Here is a 17,395-nt window from a genome sequence, read left to right as displayed (position 1 = left end):
TACATATGGAAAATGCCTTTAAGTTGCTGTATAAAACAATTGAAGAACGAAAGGAAAGCCCACTTCCTGAATCGTATACAAATTATTTATTTTCAAAAGGAGAAGATAAAATTTTAAAGAAAATTGGTGAAGAGTGTGCTGAAGTAATTATCGCATGTAAAAATAATGATAAAGAAGAAGTAGTGAAAGAAATGGTTGATGTATTTTATCACTGTTTCGTTTTATTAGCTGAAAAAAATATCGCATTGGAAGATGTCATGCGAGAGGTGAAAGAACGAAATGAAAAGCTTTCGAGAATTGGGGATAGAAGGGAAATAGATACATTATAAGGGGGAATGTATATGAAAGTAGATTATCATCTTCACTTAGAAGAAGGACCGTATTCAATAGGGTGGCTTGCTAAAATAAATGAAGCGTTGGAATGTTATGAACCGCTTCAAGAAAGGCATTCTATTGATTGGCTTATGAAAACACAAGAGCGTTTGCAAAAGCGTGTGAAGGAAGGGCCATTTACAACAGAATGGATAGATCTATATTTAGAAGAAGCTGTGCGAAAAGGAATAAAAGAAGTGGGAATTGTTGATCATCTATATCGTTTTCATGAAGCAAAAGGATATTATGAAAAATATGTAGATATTAGTGATTCTAAGCTCGGTCGTATACAGAAAGAATGGTTAGATCAAGTAAGGGTAGTTTCACTGTATGATTTTACAAAGGCAATTGAAGAGGCGAAAGAACGATGGAGTAAAAGAGGTGTCACACTTAAACTTGGAATTGAAGCGGATTATTTTATTGGTTGTGAAGGAGAGTTAAAAGAATTATTAGCGCTAGGAGACTTTGATTATGTAATTGGTTCCGTTCATTTTCTAAATGGCTGGGGATTTGATAATCCAGATACGAAAGAATATTTTGAGGTGCATGACCTACGCGCATTATACGATACGTTTTTTAAAACAGTTGAGAGTGCGATTCGTACCGAGTTATTTGATATTATCGCTCATCTAGATAATATAAAGGTATTTAATTATCGATTGGATGAGAATGAACAGCTTTCTTATTATGAGGAAATTGCCTGTGCGTTAGTAGAAACGAATACGGCAACAGAAATAAATGCAGGATTGTACTATCGTTATCCTGTTCGTGAAATGTGCCCAAGTCCACTATATTTACAAGTATTAGCTAAGTATGGTGTTCCAATTACGATTTCTTCGGATGCCCATTATCCAAATGATTTAGGGAACTATGTACAAGAAAATGTACAAACACTACGAGCTCACGGTGTTACTCAGGTTGCAACATTTACGAAGCGAGCAAGAGTAATGAGGTCGCTTGAAGAAGAAGTAACAAATTCAAAATGAAACGCAATTTTTTGATGAAAACCACCCTTTTTGTTCAAAATAAGAAAGAATGAAAAGGAGGGTAAGAAATGGCGAAACAACAAAATAAACAAAATGTACAAAATGTACAAGTTGCACAGCAACAAGCTTATACTTCTGAAACGAATGCTGCATCTCAATCGGTTATTGAGGAGCAAATTAGCGATACGGTTGCAGAAGGAACGATTGATGTGAAGCTCGGAAAAGAATCGCAGGAAAAAGCGTAAGAAGAGGGGAGAGTTGCATCTCCTCTTTTTTTATGGAAAAGTGTCGATTTTCAAAACTATAATCAAATTCCTTGGTTTTTATATGTGGATTTCTTACAATGAAATATAAGAGATATCTTATTTTCTATAGAAGAGGTGTTAGTAGTGGCAAAAATATTAGTAGCGGGAAAAATTCCGGAAATTGGATTAGAACTATTAAAAGATCATGATGTAGAAATGTACGATAAAGAGGAGTTAATTTCTATAGATGAATTAACAGAGCGTGTAAAAGATAAAGATGCATTGTTAAGTTTACTTTCGACAAAGGTGCCAAAAGAAGTTATTGATGCAGCGCCTCATTTAAAGATTGTTGCAAACTATGGTGCTGGTTACGACAATATTGACTACACGTATGCGGGTGAAAAAGGAATTGCAGTAACGAATACACCGAAAGTATCAACGGAAGCGACTGCAGAATTAACATTTGCACTTCTTTTAGCAGCGGCGCGTAGAATTCCTGAAGGGGATACGTTATGTCGTACGACTGGATTTAACGGATGGGCACCGTTATTTTTCTTAGGACGAGAAGTCCACGGTAAGACAATCGGAATTATTGGTCTTGGAGAAATCGGGAAGGCTGTTGCAAAACGTGCGAAAGCATTTGGAATGGATGTTTTATATACAGGGCCAAATCGTAAGTTTGAAGCTGAAAGTGAACTGGGAGCAACGTATGTGACGTTGGAAAAATTATTACAAACAGCAGATTTTATTACAATTAACTGTGCTTATAATCCGAAATTACATCATATGATTGATGAAGAGCAGTTTAAAATGATGAAGAAAACAGCGTATATTGTAAATGCTTCACGTGGACCAATTATGAATGAAGCAGCACTTGCTCATGCATTAAAAACGAATGAAATTGAAGGGGCAGCTCTTGATGTGTTTGAATTTGAACCGAAAATTACAGAAGAGCTAAAAGAGTTAAAGAATGTAGTACTTGCTCCCCACGTAGGGAATGCAACGTTTGAAACTCGTGATGCGATGGCTGAAATGGCTGTCAGAAATATTTTAGCTGTATTAAACGGCGAAGAGCCAGTAACACCTGTAAATCAAAAGGTATTAGTCACAAAATAAAAAGAAGCCTTCCGGACTCGGAAGGTTTTCTTATTTTTCTTTATTCGCTTTTTTAGACGGTCTTTGTCTAATGAATTGAGATAACATGTACAAAATATATAGTGGAATGGCAATGAATAAGAAAACAGAAAAATTGCCAAATCCTGTTTGATACATTGTAATAATGATTCCAACTAAAAATAGTGTAATAATGATGCTATATCGTGGAATTGGTACATCTTTTAAACTTGGGATACGAATGCGGCTCACCATTAAAAATGCGAACGTTACAAATACGGTAATAAGAACGATTTTTGGAATGGTATGTGAAAATAATGTTAAGAAAGCAACAAGCCCTCCCGCTGCTGTAATCGGTACTCCAGTGAAATATTTCATTGAAGTAGAAGATGGTGTTACATTAAATCGTGCTAAACGATATGCTCCGAAAAGAGGGAATAATCCCGCTATGTATAATCCGATGATTCCGTAGTTTGAGAAAGATGTGTAATACATTAAAACAGCAGGTGCTGCACCAAATGTTACGACATCTGCAAGCGAGTCGAGCTCTTTTCCCATTTGTGAATCAACACGTAATAAACGAGCAACACGACCATCAAGACTATCTAACATCATCCCGATAAGTACTAAAATAGCAGCTGATTTATAATATCCTAAAGATGCATAGCCGATTGATAAAAATCCGCTATATAAATTTCCGAGCGTAAATAAGTTTGGAATAGCTGCTCTATACAAAATCTGATCCCTTGCTTTCTGTAATAAATTCTTAATTAGTGTATGAAAGTTTACTTATTTTATCATACCATAAATTTATTCCTCATACGAAAGAAATTACCAATTTGTGAAAGATTTCATAGAAGGATGAGGAATAAATTAAGTGAAAATAAAAAGAGGAAGCAACTTGTATAAAGTTGCTTCCTTTACTATTCAAATTTCGTTGTCATCGTTCCGGTTTTATATCGATTATTAGGATCGAAACGTAATAAATCTCCATAAATTAATTTATCGGAGAGTTTTAATTCTGTTTTTGCTTTTTCAATATACGGCTGACATAGCGTCATGTCAGCTTCTTCACCCGTACTTCTTTTGTAGCACATATTTTTTGTATAAACATACTCTTCAGAAACAAAGCTACCATCACGCATTACCATAAGCGGGTCTTTTTCTTTAATAAATAAGTCAGTTCCAAATTCAACGGATTTATTTGTTTTAATACCAAGTAAATGAAGGAGCGTTGGTTTAATATCAATTTGACCAGATACTTTAGAAACAACTTTTCCTTCTTGACCAGGCACATGAATAATAAGAGGAACGCGTTGTAATTGCATAGAATCGAATGGTGTAATAGTATCTTTTCCTAGGAACTGTGCCATAGCTGCGTTATGGTTTTCGGAAATACCATAATGATCACCATAAATGACAATAACGGAATTATCATACAGTCCTTCTTCTTTTAATTGTTTAATAAATAATTTAAGAGCTTCATCTGTGTAACGAACAGTTGGGAAGTAGCGGTTTACAACACCACTTTCTGAGTTGAATTCATCAACATATTGGTCTTCCGGATTTAGAAGAAACGGAAAATGATTTGTTAATGTAATAAATTTTGTATAGAACGGTTGCGGTAAAGATTTTAACTTTGGAATAGATTGTTCAAAGAACTCTTTATCTTTTAATCCCCAACCGACAGACATTTGTTCCGTTCCTGCGTAATCATTTAAATTAAAGTAACGATCATATCCAAGCGCAGGGTACATTACATCCCGATTCCAAAACGTTTTATCATTTGAATGGAAGACGGCAGAAGAATATCCGTATTTCTTTAATTGTTCTGGTGTCGCTGTGTATTCATTTGTTGCATGAGTAAAGAATACAGAACCACGATCTAGCGGATAAAGTGAGTTTTCAACGATAAATTCGGCATCAGAAGTTTTGCCTTGTCCAGTTTGATGATAGAAGTTATCGAAATAGAAACTATCCTTAATAAATTCATTTAAAAATGGTGTAATTTCTTTTCCATTTATTTTTTTATTAATAACAAAGCTTTGCGTAGATTCCATTGAAATTAAAATTACATTTTTACCTTTTGCAGCTCCAAATAATTTTTTATCAACTTGTTTGTCTTTTGAGTCTGTATAGTTTTTGATTTCAGAAAATCCATCCCCACTTGCAAATACACGCTCAGCTGAAGACTTGGATTGAAGCGTAATATCAAATAGATGATATGTGTATAAACCTAAATTCTTCACGACAGTTTGACGGTCAAATGAGCGTGAGAACATTTGTGGTTTATAAATAACTGATACAACAATTTGTAGTGCTAATAAAGCTGTTACACCGCTAAAGAAAGTTCGCTTCTCTGAGCGGGAAAGTGGTGTTTTGTCACCAAATGATGGGAATTTACGCGAAATAAACATTAAAATAATTGCATCTGCAAATAAAAGTAATGTTTTGTACGTAAAGAGTTCTTTTATACTTGTCCCTAAATCAGCCATATTGTTTGTTTGGAATAAAACCGGGAAAGTAACGAAATCGTTATAGAACCCATAAAACATTGCGTTTCCAAATAAAATAAATGACAGTATAAAACTGATTCCAATTATAATTCGGTTTCGGTGCTTAGATGCAAGTAAAGCTAAGCCGAAAAATAAAAGTAACGCAGCTAGTGGATTAATAAAAAGCATGAATTCTTCAAAGAAATTATCAATTTTAATATCAAATGCTAGCTTGTACACAATATATGTTTTAATCCATAGTAAAACGACTGCAACGAGTGCAAATCGCAGTTTTGGAAACAGATGTTGTAGCATAATATACTCCTCTCCTAAAAAGCATGACAGTTCTTGTGAGTCAGTTTGCTTAACGACTCATTATATATATACGAACAGCCCTTTGTTATTATGATTATTATACTATGAGTATCATTATACGAAAATAAAAGAGAGTTGTGGGCTTTTTTATAATAATCGAGTAGAAAAAGAGTGGTGGGAGACAATAAAACAGAATTTCTATGTATGATAATTATCGTACGCAGAAAGAATCGCGTGATAATACGGAGGTTATAATGCGGAAATTATTATATTTTATAGCATGCGGTATTGTTATACTTTTTACCTCACCGAGTGTGTCAATAGCTCAATATGATGCACCTCTTATGGAAGATGCACTTTATTCTGTTTTATTTCCAAAAATAAATAAAGCAATTGAAAAACAATATGGAAGTTTGAAACCGTATCAATGTCCTAAAATTATTAGTTTAAAAAAAGTGTATAGCGGTACATATTTATTTCAAGCAAGTATTGAAGTGACAAAGTATGAACGTGTTGCTGGGAAAATTGCTCCGCCATTTGAGAAGGTAACGATTACATTTAATAACGAAGAAGGCGAATGGGAAGTGACAAAGATTTCAGTAAAGCGCTTACCAAACGATACAAAGTTAAACTGTAAAAAAACAATATAAAAAATTGTTTGACAAATAAAATGGTCCTTTGGTATTGTTAATAGCAACAATTAGATGTTTGAAAATTAAATAGACTTACCTCATCTACTCTCAAAGGTAGAGGCCGCGATAGGAAAGAGTAAGCTATGGGAGATTTAATGGAATCTGTGATCATAGGTTGAAAGGGACTATTGCCGAAATATAAGAATAACCATCTTATTCATATATTGGGACTGCATTGAATAAATGTAGTACTGTCATAAGATTTATTTTATGGAGAGCTATTTGGAGATGTTGATGCGGTTTCTTATTTTGAGGAGATAACAACTCGTTTATTTTTTCAATATATATTTTTCCTAATAAGAAACGCGTGTGAACATTGTTCCGCGCGTTTTTTGTCTATCTAAAAGCGTGCTGCAATGAATAGAAGATTGGGGTTATGAGTTTTAGAGGAAATAAGGGAGGAATTTAAATGTATTTACACGGCACAAGCCGAATTAATGGGCAAGGACACTTAGAAATTGGAGGGTGCGATACGACGCAGCTAGCAAAGCAATACGGAACACCACTTTATGTATACGATGAAGAGTCTATTCGAGGAAAATGCCGAGCGTTTCATCGTGCTTTTAAAGAAAGTGGTTTCTCTTATCAAGTAGCATATGCAAGCAAGGCGTTCTTGTGCATGGAGATGTGCCGAGTAGTTCGTGAAGAGAATATGTCATTAGACGTTGTTTCTGGGGGAGAATTATATACTGCGCTCCAAGCAGGATTTCCAGCATCACGTATTCATTTTCATGGAAATAATAAAACAGAAGAAGAAATAGTGATGGCTCTTCAGGCGAATATTGGTTGTTTTGTCGTAGATAATTTCTTTGAATTAGAAGTTTTACACGATTTAGCGATGCAACATGGGAAATTTGTGAACATATTAATTCGTGTAACGCCTGGAGTAGAGGCGCACACACATGAATATATTACAACAGGCCAAGATGATTCGAAATTTGGATTTGGCGTTTCAAACGGTCAAGCGATGCAGGCAATTGGATTTGCTTTACAAAAATCAAATTATAATGTGCTAGGGATTCATTCACATATCGGATCGCAAATATTTGAAACAGCTGGTTTTGTTCGAGCAATTGAAGTTCTTCGCCAATTTTTAGAAAAAGTGAGAGAGCAAACAAACTATGTAGTAAAAGTGTTAAATGTAGGCGGGGGATTTGGAATACGCTACACAGAGTCGGATACACCATTAACTCTTGAGACATATGTGCGAGCTGTAACAAGTGCAGTGAGAGAACAATTTACTGTATGTGAATATCCATTGCCAGAAATATGGATTGAACCAGGCCGTAGCATTGTAGGTGATGCTGGGACAACAATTTATACAGTTGGATCTGTGAAAGATATTCCTGGTATTCGGAAATATGTATCAGTCGATGGTGGAATGACAGATAATTTAAGACCTGCTTTATATAGTGCGCGTTATGAAGCGATGTTAGCGAATCGAGGGAATGATGAGAATGAGGAACTCGTTTCGATTGCCGGGAAATGCTGTGAGAGTGGAGACATGTTGATTTGGGATATTCATTTACCGAAAGTCGCTGCTTCTGATTTACTAGCAGTTTCCTGTACAGGAGCATACGGGTACTCGATGGCGAATAATTACAATCGGATTCGAAGACCAGCCGTTGTCTTTGCAAAAGGCGGAACATCGCAAGTAGTTGTGGAACGCGAAACATATGAAAATATTATTGGGAACGATCGCATACGTATTAAAGAGCTTGTCTAAATAGAAAAAGGAGTTGTTCGGATGGGCAATTCCTTTTTTGTAAAATAAAATAATTAAAATATATCGGAAAACTAGGATTGAAAAAAATCAGAATTGTGATAAAATACAAATACAAAGCTTATCAAGAGAAGCGGAGGGAACTGGCCCGAAGAAGCTCGGCAACCTGCTTATAGAAAGCAAGGTGCTAAATCCAGCAAAATGGAATCCATTTTGAAAGATAAGGTAAAATATATTACCGAACAGTCTTTTCGAAATGGGAAAGATTTTTTTTATGAATAAAAAGGGGGGCTGTTCGCGTGAGTGTACGGGAACATTTTGATGAAGTATCCGAGAAGATTGAAGCGATGCTTGCTGATATGAAATATGGTTCGATTACAATTGTTGTGCAAGATGGAAAAGTAATTCAGTTAGAGAAAAGTGAAAAAGTACGTTTAAAGTGAAAAGCGCTGACTAGAAAAACTAGAGGCGGTTTTAACCTATTTCATTAGGTTAAAACCGTCTTTTTGCTTTTACAGGGGGAAAAAACATGTTGACGTATGAAACGTGGGAAGAAAATGTTGTTTCATTTTCGGAAGAAGATGAAACGAAAGGTGCGCTATCAGTATTAAAGTGGGCTTATAAAGAATATAAAGATGAGATTGTCTACGCATGTAGCTTTGGGGTGGAAGGTATGGTATTGCTGCACCTTATAAACCAAGTAAATCCATCTGCTAAAGTTGTATTTTTGGATACAAATGTTCATTTTCAAGAAACGTATGAATTAATTCAAAAAGTGCGGGAACGATTTCCTTCATTGAATATTATAGAAAAACAGCCAGAACTTACACTTGATGAACAGGCGAAGTTGCATGGTGAAAAACTGTGGGAGAGCAATCCGAATCTTTGTTGTAAGATTAGAAAAATTTTACCTTTAGAAAAATCATTAGTCGTGGAAAAAGCATGGATATCGGGCTTAAGAAGGGAACAATCAGAAACACGTAAGCATACAAAGTTTATAAATCAAGATCATCGTTTTCAATCTATTAAAGTTTGTCCACTCATTCATTGGACGTGGAAAGAAGTTTGGCGATATGTATACAAACATAGCTTGCCGTATAACCCGTTGCATGATGTTGGCTATCCAAGTATTGGATGTGAGAAATGTACGTTACCTGTAGGGGATGGTGGCGATTTAAGAGATGGTAGATGGGCTGGAAAAATGAAAACTGAATGTGGTCTTCATTACCAATAAGATGAATCTTGAAATAAAACTAAGAGAGGATATAGAAAAATGAGCATAGTAAACGAATTAGTAAACCGTATAGATGAGACATATGACGTATCACAAATTGAAAAAGAAATTAAATTAGACAATATTGCGTTAAGTGATTTAGAACTATTGGCGACAGGTGGATATAGCCCGCTTACTGGTTTTTTAGGGAAGGAAGATTATGATTCAGTTGTAGAAACGCTTCGTTTAGCAAATGGTAGTGTGTGGAGTATACCGATTACATTACCGGTAACAGAAAAAGTCGCAGAAAGCCTGAAGGCTGGAGAGGAAGTAAAGCTTGTCAACAATGGAAATATATACGGTGTCATTCAAATAGAAGATATTTTTGTACCAGATAAAGAAAAAGAAGCGTTACTTGTATATAAAACAACGGATGAGGCTCATCCAGGAGTGAAAAAATTATATGAACGACCAAACGTTTACGTTGGAGGAACTATTATTCTAACAAAACGCTTTGAAAATAATCAATTTCCTTCTTATCATTTAGACCCAATTGAAACGAGGGAAGCATTTAAAAAACGTGGGTGGAAAACAGTGGTCGGATTTCAAACGAGAAACCCGGTACATCGTGCCCATGAGTATATTCAAAAATCTGCTCTTGAAATTGTAGATGGTCTCTTTTTAAATCCACTCGTTGGAGAAACGAAATCGGATGATATTCCTGCTGATGTAAGAATGGAAAGCTATGAAGTACTCCTTCAAAACTATTATCCGAAAAATCGTGTCTTTTTAAGTGTATTTCCTGCTGCAATGCGTTACGCAGGACCAAGGGAAGCTATATTTCATGCGTTAGTAAGAAAGAATTTTGGATGTACACACTTTATTGTAGGGCGTGATCATGCTGGAGTAGGAGATTATTACGGAACATACGAAGCGCAAGAAATCTTCACAAATTTTACGATAGAAGAGTTAGGAATTACACCACTATTCTTTGAACATAGTTTTTACTGCACGAAATGTGAAGCGATGGCTTCAACGAAAACATGTCCGCACGGAAAAGAAGATCATGTTATTTTATCGGGTACGAAAGTAAGAGAATTATTAAGAAACGGTGAGATTCCGCCAAGTACATTTAGTCGTAAAGAAGTAGTAGAAGTGCTAATTAAAGGTTTAAAAAAAGAAGTAGTAACAGAATAGGGAGAGAACGAGATGGATACGAATATTACTTGGCATACAGCTTCGGTTTCAAAAGATGATAGAAGAGTGAAGAATGGGCATCACAGTTTTGTAATTTGGTTTACTGGTTTATCAGCTTCGGGTAAATCTACAGTAGCGAATGCGGTCGCTCGTAAACTGTTTGAAAAGAATATTGGAAATTATGTGCTGGATGGGGATAACATTCGCCACGGTTTAAATAAAGACTTAGGATTTTCTGAAAGTGATCGCATGGAAAATATAAGACGTATTGGCGAAGTGGCAAAGTTATTTGTAGACCAAGGAGCAGTTGTCCTTACAGCATTTATTTCACCATTTCGAGTAGACCGCAGACAAGTAAGAGATTTATTAGCGGCAGATGAATTTATTGAAATTTTTGTGAAGTGTCCGATTGAAGAGTGTGAGAAACGTGATCCGAAAGGGCTTTATAAAAAGGCAAGAAAAGGTGATATTAAGGATTTCACAGGTATTGATTCGCCTTATGAAGAGCCAGAGCAAGCAGAATTAATTGTAGAAACGCACAAATATTCTATTGAAGAATGTGCAGAACAAATCGTGAAGTACTTACAAGAGCGTAGTTTTATATAGGGGGATAAACAATGAGTTATGAAAAAGTATGGGCTAACAATGAAAAATTAAATCAGACCGAGAAAAATAAATTAGAAAAAGATGGCTTAGAAATTTTTAATGATATTCCTTACTATGCGGAAAATGGTTTCGAATCTATTCCGAAAGAAGAGTGGGATGCCTTTAAATGGGCAGGCTTGTATTTACAAAGACCGAAAGAAGCTGGTTATTTTATGATGCGGGTAAATATTCCGTCAGGGATTATTACAAATGCACAGGCAGAAGTACTTGCTTCTATCGCTGAAGATTATGGACGTGATGTAATAGATATTACGACGAGACAGGCGATTCAGTTTCACTGGTTAGAAATTCAGCAAATTCCAGATATTTTTAAAAGATTAGCAAGAGTTGGGTTATCTTCAGCGGGGGCTTGTGGTGATATAACGCGGAATATTACAGGTAATCCGCTTGCTGGAATTGATGCAAATGAACTATTCGATACAACGCATATTGTAAAAGAAGTATATGATTACTTCCAACATAATGAAGAGTTTTCTAACTTGCCACGTAAATTTAAAATGTCTATTAGTTCTAATATTTATAATTCAGCAAACGCAGAAATTAACTGTGTTGCATTTACGCCTGCAACGAAAGAAATAGATGGTGAGAAAAAAGTTGGTTTTCATATAAAAGTAGGTGGAGGATTATCAGCTCGACCGTATTTAGCTGATGAATTAGATGTGTTCGTTTTACCAGAAGAAGTGAAGGCGGTGGCGATTGCGATTGCTACTATATTCCGTGATTTTGGATATCGTGAAAAACGTCATTTAGCTCGGTTGAAATTTCTTGTTGCGGACTGGGGAGCAGCGAAATTTAAAGAGAAACTAATAGAGTATACAGGGCCTTTACAAAGTAAAGGGGAAAGTGCACTCAAAGGATGGAATGCAGGCTATTTTTATGGTGTTCAAGACCAAAAACAAAAGGGATTAAAGTATGTAGGTTTTAATGTACCGGTAGGTCGTTTACATGCAGAAGAAATGTTTGAGATTGCAAGAATCGCAAAGCAATATGGAAATGGACAAATTCGTACATGTAACTCGCAAAACTTCATTATTCCGAATGTTCCTCCGGAAAATGTAAAAGGATTACTTAGTGAACGGCTGTTTGAAGCGATATCTGCTAGCCCGAAATCATTTATTGGTCATGCGGTTTCATGTACCGGTATTGAATATTGTAATCTTGCACTAGTAGAAACGAAAGAAAGATTACGAAAAATTGCAGAATACTTAGATACACAAATTGCACTCGATGTTCCAGTTCGAATTCATATGGTAGGCTGCCCGAATTCATGTGGTCAACGTCAAATTGCTGACATTGGGTTACAAGGGGTGAAAATGAAAACGAAGGAAAAAGGCATTGTTGAAGCGTTTGAAATATACGTAGGTGGAACGTTGTTAGATGGTGGTGCTTATAATCAAAAGTTAAAAGGAAAAATAGATGGCGAAGATTTACCAGATGTACTTGCATCATTTATAAGTTATTTCAAAGAGAATAAATTACCAGCCGAGACATTTTATGATTTTGTAGGTCGTGTTGGTGTAGATACATTACAAATAGCGTTAAATAACGTGCTAGAAGAAGTAATAGCGTCTTAGGAGGGACGATATGGATTTATATCGATTTGAAGCTGTGTTAGTAAATAGTATTGTTCCGATTGTTGTTGTTGCTCAAAGTGAAGAACAGGCATTTAAGCTTGCGGAGATTGAGCTTGAAAAGCATTTTTTACCGTTGCCAGAGGTAAAAGAGATTTCTTTGTTTGAAAAAAAGAAGATTCGAAAAGGTGGGGCATTTGTTATTCATGAGTAGAGATCAGTAATACGAAAAAATAAAAACTTCCATTCTTATATACGAATGGAAGTTTCATTTTAATAGAAGAAATGAGGAGAGATGATGGGAAAGGTTTATATTGTTGGAGCAGGTCCTGGCGATCCAGATTTAATTACTGTTAAAGGGTTGAAATGTATTGAGAAGGCAGATGTTATTTTATACGACCGACTTGTGAATAAAGAGCTGCTTTCACACGCAAAGCCTGGCGCGGATTTAATTTATTGCGGAAAACTCCCGAATTATCACACGATGAAGCAAGAGACAATTAACACGTTTCTTATTAAGTATGCGAAAAAAGGAAAAGTTGTAACGAGGCTTAAGGGTGGCGATCCATTTGTGTTTGGTAGAGGGGGAGAAGAAGCTGAAGCATTAGCAAAGCAAGGTGTACCATTTGAAATCATTCCTGGTATTTCAGCTGGAATAGCTGCTCCTGCTTATGCGGGCATTCCAGTGACGCACCGTGATGCAAGTGCAAGTTTTGCTATTGTGACTGGGCATAGGAAAGAAGGTGCTGAAGAAGAAGTGAAATGGGAAAGTTTAGCGAAAGGTGTAGAGACTTTAGCGGTATATATGGGGGTTAGTAATTTGCCCTACATATGTGAGCAACTTATGAAGCATGGAAAAGATAAAAGTACGCCAGCTGCTATTATTGAGCAGGGGACGACGTCTATGCAACGCACAGTTGTTGGAACGTTAGGGACAATTGTAGATGTTGCGAAAAAAGAGCAAATTCAAAATCCGAGCATGATTGTAATTGGAGAAGTTGTCCGTTTTAGAGAAAAAATCCATTGGTTTGAGAAGCAAACAGAAAATGCTTATCAAGTAAGTGGAGTGTTGTAAAATGAAAGCCGTCTTATATATATGTCATGGAAGTCGTTTGAAGACAGCGAAAGAAGAGGCGATTCAATTTATTACATCGTGCATGAGCCGTATAGAAGCGACTATTCAAGAAGTTTGTTTTTTAGAGTTAGCGAATCCTTCTATTGAAGATGGTTTTCGTACATGTGTGAAGCGTGGGGCCACGGAGATTATTGCTATCCCTGTTTTTTTATTAGCGGCAGGTCATGTGAAGAAAGATATTCCGTTTGAATTGGTAAAGCTCAAGAATCAATATCCGAATGTTAAAGTGACTTATGGTAATCCGTTTGGTGTATCAGAAACACTTGTTAAATCGGTGTATAGCGGAAGTGGCATCGAACAGGAAGATAAAAATGAAGTGACGTTACTTCTCGTTGCAAGAGGGAGCAGTGATCCTGAAGTATTAAGAGATATAAACTGGATTGCTTCTTTATTTCAAACAAAAGAGAAGGTTAAAAAAGTAGAAGTTTGTTATTTAGCAGCTGCAGAGCCAAAATTTGAGGAGAAGTTAAAGGAAGTTGTAGAACGAAAAGAAAAGAACATCGTTGTACTGCCTTACTTGTTATTTACAGGTTTACTTATGAAACATATTGAGAAAGAAGTGCGCCAATATGAATTGGAAGAGATAAAAATCACTCCATATTTAGGGAAGAATGAAGCGTTTCAAGATATGTTAATTCAGAAAACGACGGAGTTATTGAAAGGAGATCAGTATGTATCCACTTACAGTGCGAGTTAATGAGAAGCGCGTTGTTGTTATTGGCGGGGGAAAAGTTGCAGGATTTAAAATTATTCCTTTACTCAAACAGGGTGCGGATATAGTTGTGATAAGTCCAGAATTAGATGCGAATTTAGTAAAACTTGTGGAAGAAAAGAAAATTCGTTGGTATCAAAGAGAATATGAAAAAAGTGATATTAAAAGTGCTTTTTTAGTTGTTGCAGCGAGTAGTGATTCAATATTAAATGAACAAGTTGCTGAAGATGCCGCCGAGAATCAATTAGTAAATGTTATTACAAATCCGGAAAGTGGTAATGTTCACTTTCCGGCAGCGATTCATCGTGGTTTGCTTAATATAGCAGTTTCTACTGGGGGAGCGAGCCCAAAGCTCGCAAAAAAAATTCGAGATGAGATTGCAAATAAATATGATGAGACATATGAATCGTATTTAGATTTTTTATATGAAGTAAGGTTGAAGTTAAAAGATTTACAGTTAGAAAAGAGGGAACGAAATATATTGCTCCAAGAAGTGTTGAAATCAGTATATGTGCAAAACGAGGGGAAAAGAGAAAGTTTTTTACGAGAGTTAGAGGAAAAGGTTTTAAAATAATAAAAGATAAAGTGCGCTTTACAAATATAAAAATATAATTTATAATCACAAGTAACTTCAATAGATGAAATCGATGAGCAAGAAGAGTACGTATATTTGATGCGTTCAGAGAGCTGGGATTAGGTGGGAGCCCGGTACGATAAAATATACAGAATGGGCTTGCGAGAGGTATGTTGAACATTGTAGTAGGCAACCCGGGTTCCGCCGTTAAAAGGATAGAGTATCGGAATTATTCCTGTACTTGAACAAGTGGGATTTATCAATCCAATTGAGGTGGTACCACGGTATTTACATTACATATATCGTCCTCTACATGCATATTTGCGTGTAGGGGACTTTTTTATTTTCTAAAGGAGGTGTGCGAGTATGAAATGAAAGTGTATAATTAACAAAAGTTTAAATATTCAGAAAAGGAGAATTTATGATGAAAGAAACACAGCAATGGACGTCGAAAATAGGCTTTGTACTCGCAGCAGCCGGAGCCGCAGTAGGTCTTGGTGCGATATGGAAATTTCCATATGTTGCAGGTAATGGCGGGGGAGGCGCATTCTTCCTTGTATTTTTACTATTAACTTTATTTATAGGTATGCCTCTTCTAATAGCGGAGTTTGTTATTGGACGTAGCACGCAAAAAGAGGCGGTTACAGCTTATAAAGTACTAGTGCCAAATAGCAAATTATATCCTTGGATTGGTCGTATGGGAGTTGTTACTTGTTTTAGTGTACTATCTTTTTATAGTGTTGTAGGTGGATGGATTTTACTTTATTTATATTATAGTGTGACAGGAAGTTTCTGGAATGGAGTAGCTGATTATGGACAATTGTTCGGTGAAACGATTTCAAATCCATTAAGTGCGATTGGAGCACAATTTATCTTTATGCTTTGTACGATTTTTGTTGTAAGTAAAGGTGTAGAGAAAGGTATAGAAAAGGCAAGTAAGTACATGATGCCGCTATTATTTATTTTATTTATTGCGATTATTGTTCGTGCGCTAACACTCGATGGTGCTTTTGCTGGAGTAGAGTTCTTCTTAAAGCCAGATTTTTCAAAGCTTACAGCAGATACGATTTTATATGCAATGGGACAATCTTTCTTCTCGCTAACAGTAGGTGCCTCAGTAATGGTAACGTATAGTTCGTATTTAAAGAAAGAGGAACATTTAACGAAATCAGCAACATCTATTGTAAGTTTAACTGTTTTTGTTACAGTACTTGCAGGATTAGCAATTTTCCCAGCGATTTTCGCATTAGGAGTTAAACCGACTGAAGGGCCAGGATTACTGTTTATCGTCCTTCCAGCAGTATTTGCAAAAATACCATTTGGTCAATTTTTCTTTATTATGTTTTTAATTTTATTCTTCTTTGCGACTTTAACATCAGCAATTTCAATGCTTGAAATTGTAGTAGCATCTGTTGCGAAAGGTAATGAGAAGAAGCGTCCATCAGCATCATTATTAATTGGTATTCTTATTTTTGCAGTCGGTATTCCATCGGCGTTATCATTTGGGATTATGAGTGACGTGAAAATATTTGGGAAAACATTCTTTGATTTAGTCGACTTTTCGGTAAGTAACGTATTGCTACCGTTAGGAGTACTAGCTATTTCATTATTTGTACCAAATAAAATGAGTAAAGAATTGTTAATGAAAGAATTAGAAGTGACGGAAACGAAAGGGAAAACGCTATTTAACATTTGGTTCTTCTTACTTCGTTATGTTATTCCAGTAACTGTAATAATTGTATTTTTAAATGCGATAGGTGTATTTAAAATGTTTGCATAAAAAAAGGCGGGGATCTCCCGTCTTTTTTTATGTTGATGAATGTAATAGACGATTATACGCTTTATAGGCTGTGGTGACTGCGAGGAATGAACCGATTAAAAATAAAACTGAGCCGCCAAATGTAAATATCCGGCCAATATACGTTTCTCTAGCTTCTTCTATTTTTTGTTGTAATTGCGTATTCATATGGATCACCTCGTAAACTATAGGCATTTAGTTATAGTTTATGTAGAATGCCTATATTGTGTGAAGTGTAAATAAAAAACCTCGGTAGGCACTGAAGTGAACCCCGAAAACGGGACACCAATCAAAACACCTAAACCACTTGTTCCCTAAATTCTTTAGGGGATAGGTGGTTTAATTTTTCTTGAATTCGCACACAATTGTAGTAATGAATGTATTCTAGCACAATCTTTCGCACAGTTGTGTTGGATACTTTTGTTATCTTTTGTGAATAGAAAGCTTCACTTTTTAAATGACCAAAGAAGCTTTCCATGACGGCATTATCATGGCAATTTCCTCTCCGGGACATGCTGGTGATCATGCCGTTTTCTTTGGCATACGCTTGAAATTCTTTTGCTGTATAAATACTTCCTTGATCCGAGT

General features: G+C 35.9%; 20 protein-coding genes, 2 riboswitches and 1 other annotated feature. Of the genes, 16 read left to right on the top strand and 4 right to left on the bottom strand.

From position 1 onward, the window contains the following. The first annotated feature begins 5 nt into the window (after positions 1-5). The 4 genes from hisE (at position 6) to C4S65_RS05010 (ending at position 2,719) form a co-directional block, all read left to right on the top strand. Positions 6-329, top strand: a complete 324-nt coding sequence (gene hisE, locus C4S65_RS05025) for a phosphoribosyl-ATP diphosphatase (RefSeq protein WP_086406009.1) — start codon at positions 6-8, stop codon at positions 327-329. A gap of 12 nt (positions 330-341) precedes the next feature. Further along, positions 342-1,358 (top strand): histidinol phosphate phosphatase domain-containing protein, encoded by a 1,017-nt coding sequence (locus tag C4S65_RS05020; protein WP_000861840.1) that lies wholly within the window; start codon positions 342-344, stop codon positions 1,356-1,358. A gap of 68 nt (positions 1,359-1,426) precedes the next feature. Next, on the top strand, positions 1,427-1,603 hold the full coding sequence (locus C4S65_RS05015; protein ID WP_001118890.1) for a DUF4025 domain-containing protein: 177 nt from the start codon (positions 1,427-1,429) through the stop codon (positions 1,601-1,603). Between the two features lie 144 nt (positions 1,604-1,747). Then, on the top strand, positions 1,748-2,719 hold the full coding sequence (locus tag C4S65_RS05010) for an NAD(P)-dependent oxidoreductase (RefSeq protein WP_001062833.1): 972 nt from the start codon (positions 1,748-1,750) through the stop codon (positions 2,717-2,719). A 30-nt stretch (positions 2,720-2,749) separates the two neighbouring features. Here C4S65_RS05010 and pssA read toward each other — a convergent pair whose 3' ends face one another. Both pssA and C4S65_RS05000 read right to left on the bottom strand, forming a co-directional pair. After that, entirely contained in the window at positions 2,750-3,451 is a 702-nt protein-coding gene (gene pssA, locus C4S65_RS05005; RefSeq protein ID WP_000285417.1) for a CDP-diacylglycerol--serine O-phosphatidyltransferase, read from the bottom strand. Positions 3,452-3,639: 188 nt separating this feature from the next. Continuing rightward, on the bottom strand, positions 3,640-5,526 hold the full coding sequence (locus C4S65_RS05000; protein WP_061666722.1) for an LTA synthase family protein: 1,887 nt from the start codon (positions 5,524-5,526) through the stop codon (positions 3,640-3,642). 254 nt (positions 5,527-5,780) lie between these two features. Between C4S65_RS05000 and C4S65_RS04995 the strand changes: the two genes are divergently transcribed. The 12 genes from C4S65_RS04995 (at position 5,781) to C4S65_RS04935 (ending at position 16,789) form a co-directional block, all read left to right on the top strand. After that, complete coding sequence (locus C4S65_RS04995) at positions 5,781-6,176, top strand: DUF3888 domain-containing protein (RefSeq protein ID WP_001228817.1); 396 nt, start codon at positions 5,781-5,783, stop codon at positions 6,174-6,176. Positions 6,177-6,265: 89 nt separating this feature from the next. After that, a riboswitch (Lysine riboswitch) is annotated at positions 6,266-6,447 on the top strand. A 180-nt stretch (positions 6,448-6,627) separates the two neighbouring features. Further along, positions 6,628-7,944 (top strand): diaminopimelate decarboxylase, encoded by a 1,317-nt coding sequence (gene lysA / locus C4S65_RS04990; RefSeq protein WP_086406010.1) that lies wholly within the window; start codon positions 6,628-6,630, stop codon positions 7,942-7,944. Positions 7,945-8,059: 115 nt separating this feature from the next. Further along, positions 8,060-8,168: riboswitch (SAM riboswitch) on the top strand. A gap of 72 nt (positions 8,169-8,240) precedes the next feature. Next, positions 8,241-8,384, top strand: coding sequence for a YezD family protein (locus C4S65_RS04985; RefSeq protein WP_000116158.1), 144 nt, complete (start codon positions 8,241-8,243; stop codon positions 8,382-8,384). Positions 8,385-8,470: 86 nt separating this feature from the next. Then, positions 8,471-9,175 carry a phosphoadenylyl-sulfate reductase gene (locus C4S65_RS04980; protein ID WP_000959012.1) on the top strand — a complete coding sequence of 235 codons (705 nt, stop codon included), beginning with the start codon at positions 8,471-8,473 and terminating at the stop codon, positions 9,173-9,175. Positions 9,176-9,214: 39 nt separating this feature from the next. Then, complete coding sequence (sat, locus tag C4S65_RS04975; RefSeq protein WP_000029491.1) at positions 9,215-10,351, top strand: sulfate adenylyltransferase; 1,137 nt, start codon at positions 9,215-9,217, stop codon at positions 10,349-10,351. Positions 10,352-10,363: 12 nt separating this feature from the next. Then, positions 10,364-10,957 carry an adenylyl-sulfate kinase gene (gene cysC / locus C4S65_RS04970; RefSeq protein WP_086406011.1) on the top strand — a complete coding sequence of 198 codons (594 nt, stop codon included), beginning with the start codon at positions 10,364-10,366 and terminating at the stop codon, positions 10,955-10,957. 11 nt (positions 10,958-10,968) lie between these two features. Beyond that, a complete protein-coding gene (locus tag C4S65_RS04965) occupies positions 10,969-12,591 on the top strand; it encodes a ferredoxin--nitrite reductase (RefSeq protein ID WP_086406012.1) in 1,623 nt (540 codons plus the stop codon). A 10-nt stretch (positions 12,592-12,601) separates the two neighbouring features. Further along, positions 12,602-12,802 (top strand): DUF3906 family protein, encoded by a 201-nt coding sequence (locus tag C4S65_RS04960; RefSeq protein ID WP_000366914.1) that lies wholly within the window; start codon positions 12,602-12,604, stop codon positions 12,800-12,802. Between the two features lie 84 nt (positions 12,803-12,886). Next, a complete protein-coding gene (cobA, locus tag C4S65_RS04955) occupies positions 12,887-13,663 on the top strand; it encodes a uroporphyrinogen-III C-methyltransferase (protein ID WP_000521260.1) in 777 nt (258 codons plus the stop codon). A gap of 1 nt (position 13,664) precedes the next feature. Continuing rightward, a complete protein-coding gene (locus tag C4S65_RS04950) occupies positions 13,665-14,420 on the top strand; it encodes a sirohydrochlorin chelatase (protein WP_103945156.1) in 756 nt (251 codons plus the stop codon). Next, positions 14,395-15,009 (top strand): NAD(P)-binding protein, encoded by a 615-nt coding sequence (locus tag C4S65_RS04945; RefSeq protein WP_000283359.1) that lies wholly within the window; start codon positions 14,395-14,397, stop codon positions 15,007-15,009. The genes C4S65_RS04950 and C4S65_RS04945 overlap by 26 nt, the downstream gene beginning before the upstream one ends. A 64-nt stretch (positions 15,010-15,073) precedes the next feature. Beyond that, positions 15,074-15,322 (top strand) — a binding site (T-box leader). Between the two features lie 111 nt (positions 15,323-15,433). Continuing rightward, positions 15,434-16,789: a sodium-dependent transporter gene (locus C4S65_RS04935; RefSeq protein ID WP_000665435.1), complete on the top strand. Its 1,356-nt coding sequence runs from the start codon at positions 15,434-15,436 to the stop codon at positions 16,787-16,789. A 27-nt stretch (positions 16,790-16,816) separates the two neighbouring features. On the opposite strand, the gene C4S65_RS34260 is transcribed toward C4S65_RS04935, so the two are convergent. Together C4S65_RS34260 and C4S65_RS04930 are read right to left on the bottom strand one after the other, a co-directional pair. After that, positions 16,817-16,975 (bottom strand): hypothetical protein, encoded by a 159-nt coding sequence (locus C4S65_RS34260; protein WP_001096001.1) that lies wholly within the window; start codon positions 16,973-16,975, stop codon positions 16,817-16,819. A gap of 130 nt (positions 16,976-17,105) precedes the next feature. After that, positions 17,106-17,395, bottom strand: a 290-nt coding sequence (locus tag C4S65_RS04930; protein ID WP_142391523.1) for an IS3 family transposase, incomplete at its 5' end; no start/stop codon positions are given.

This window comes from Bacillus sp. ok061 (assembly GCF_900108285.1).
In the GTDB taxonomy this organism is placed as follows: domain Bacteria; phylum Bacillota; class Bacilli; order Bacillales; family Bacillaceae_G; genus Bacillus_A; species Bacillus_A thuringiensis_S.
This window is presented reverse-complemented; position numbering and strand designations above follow the sequence as displayed.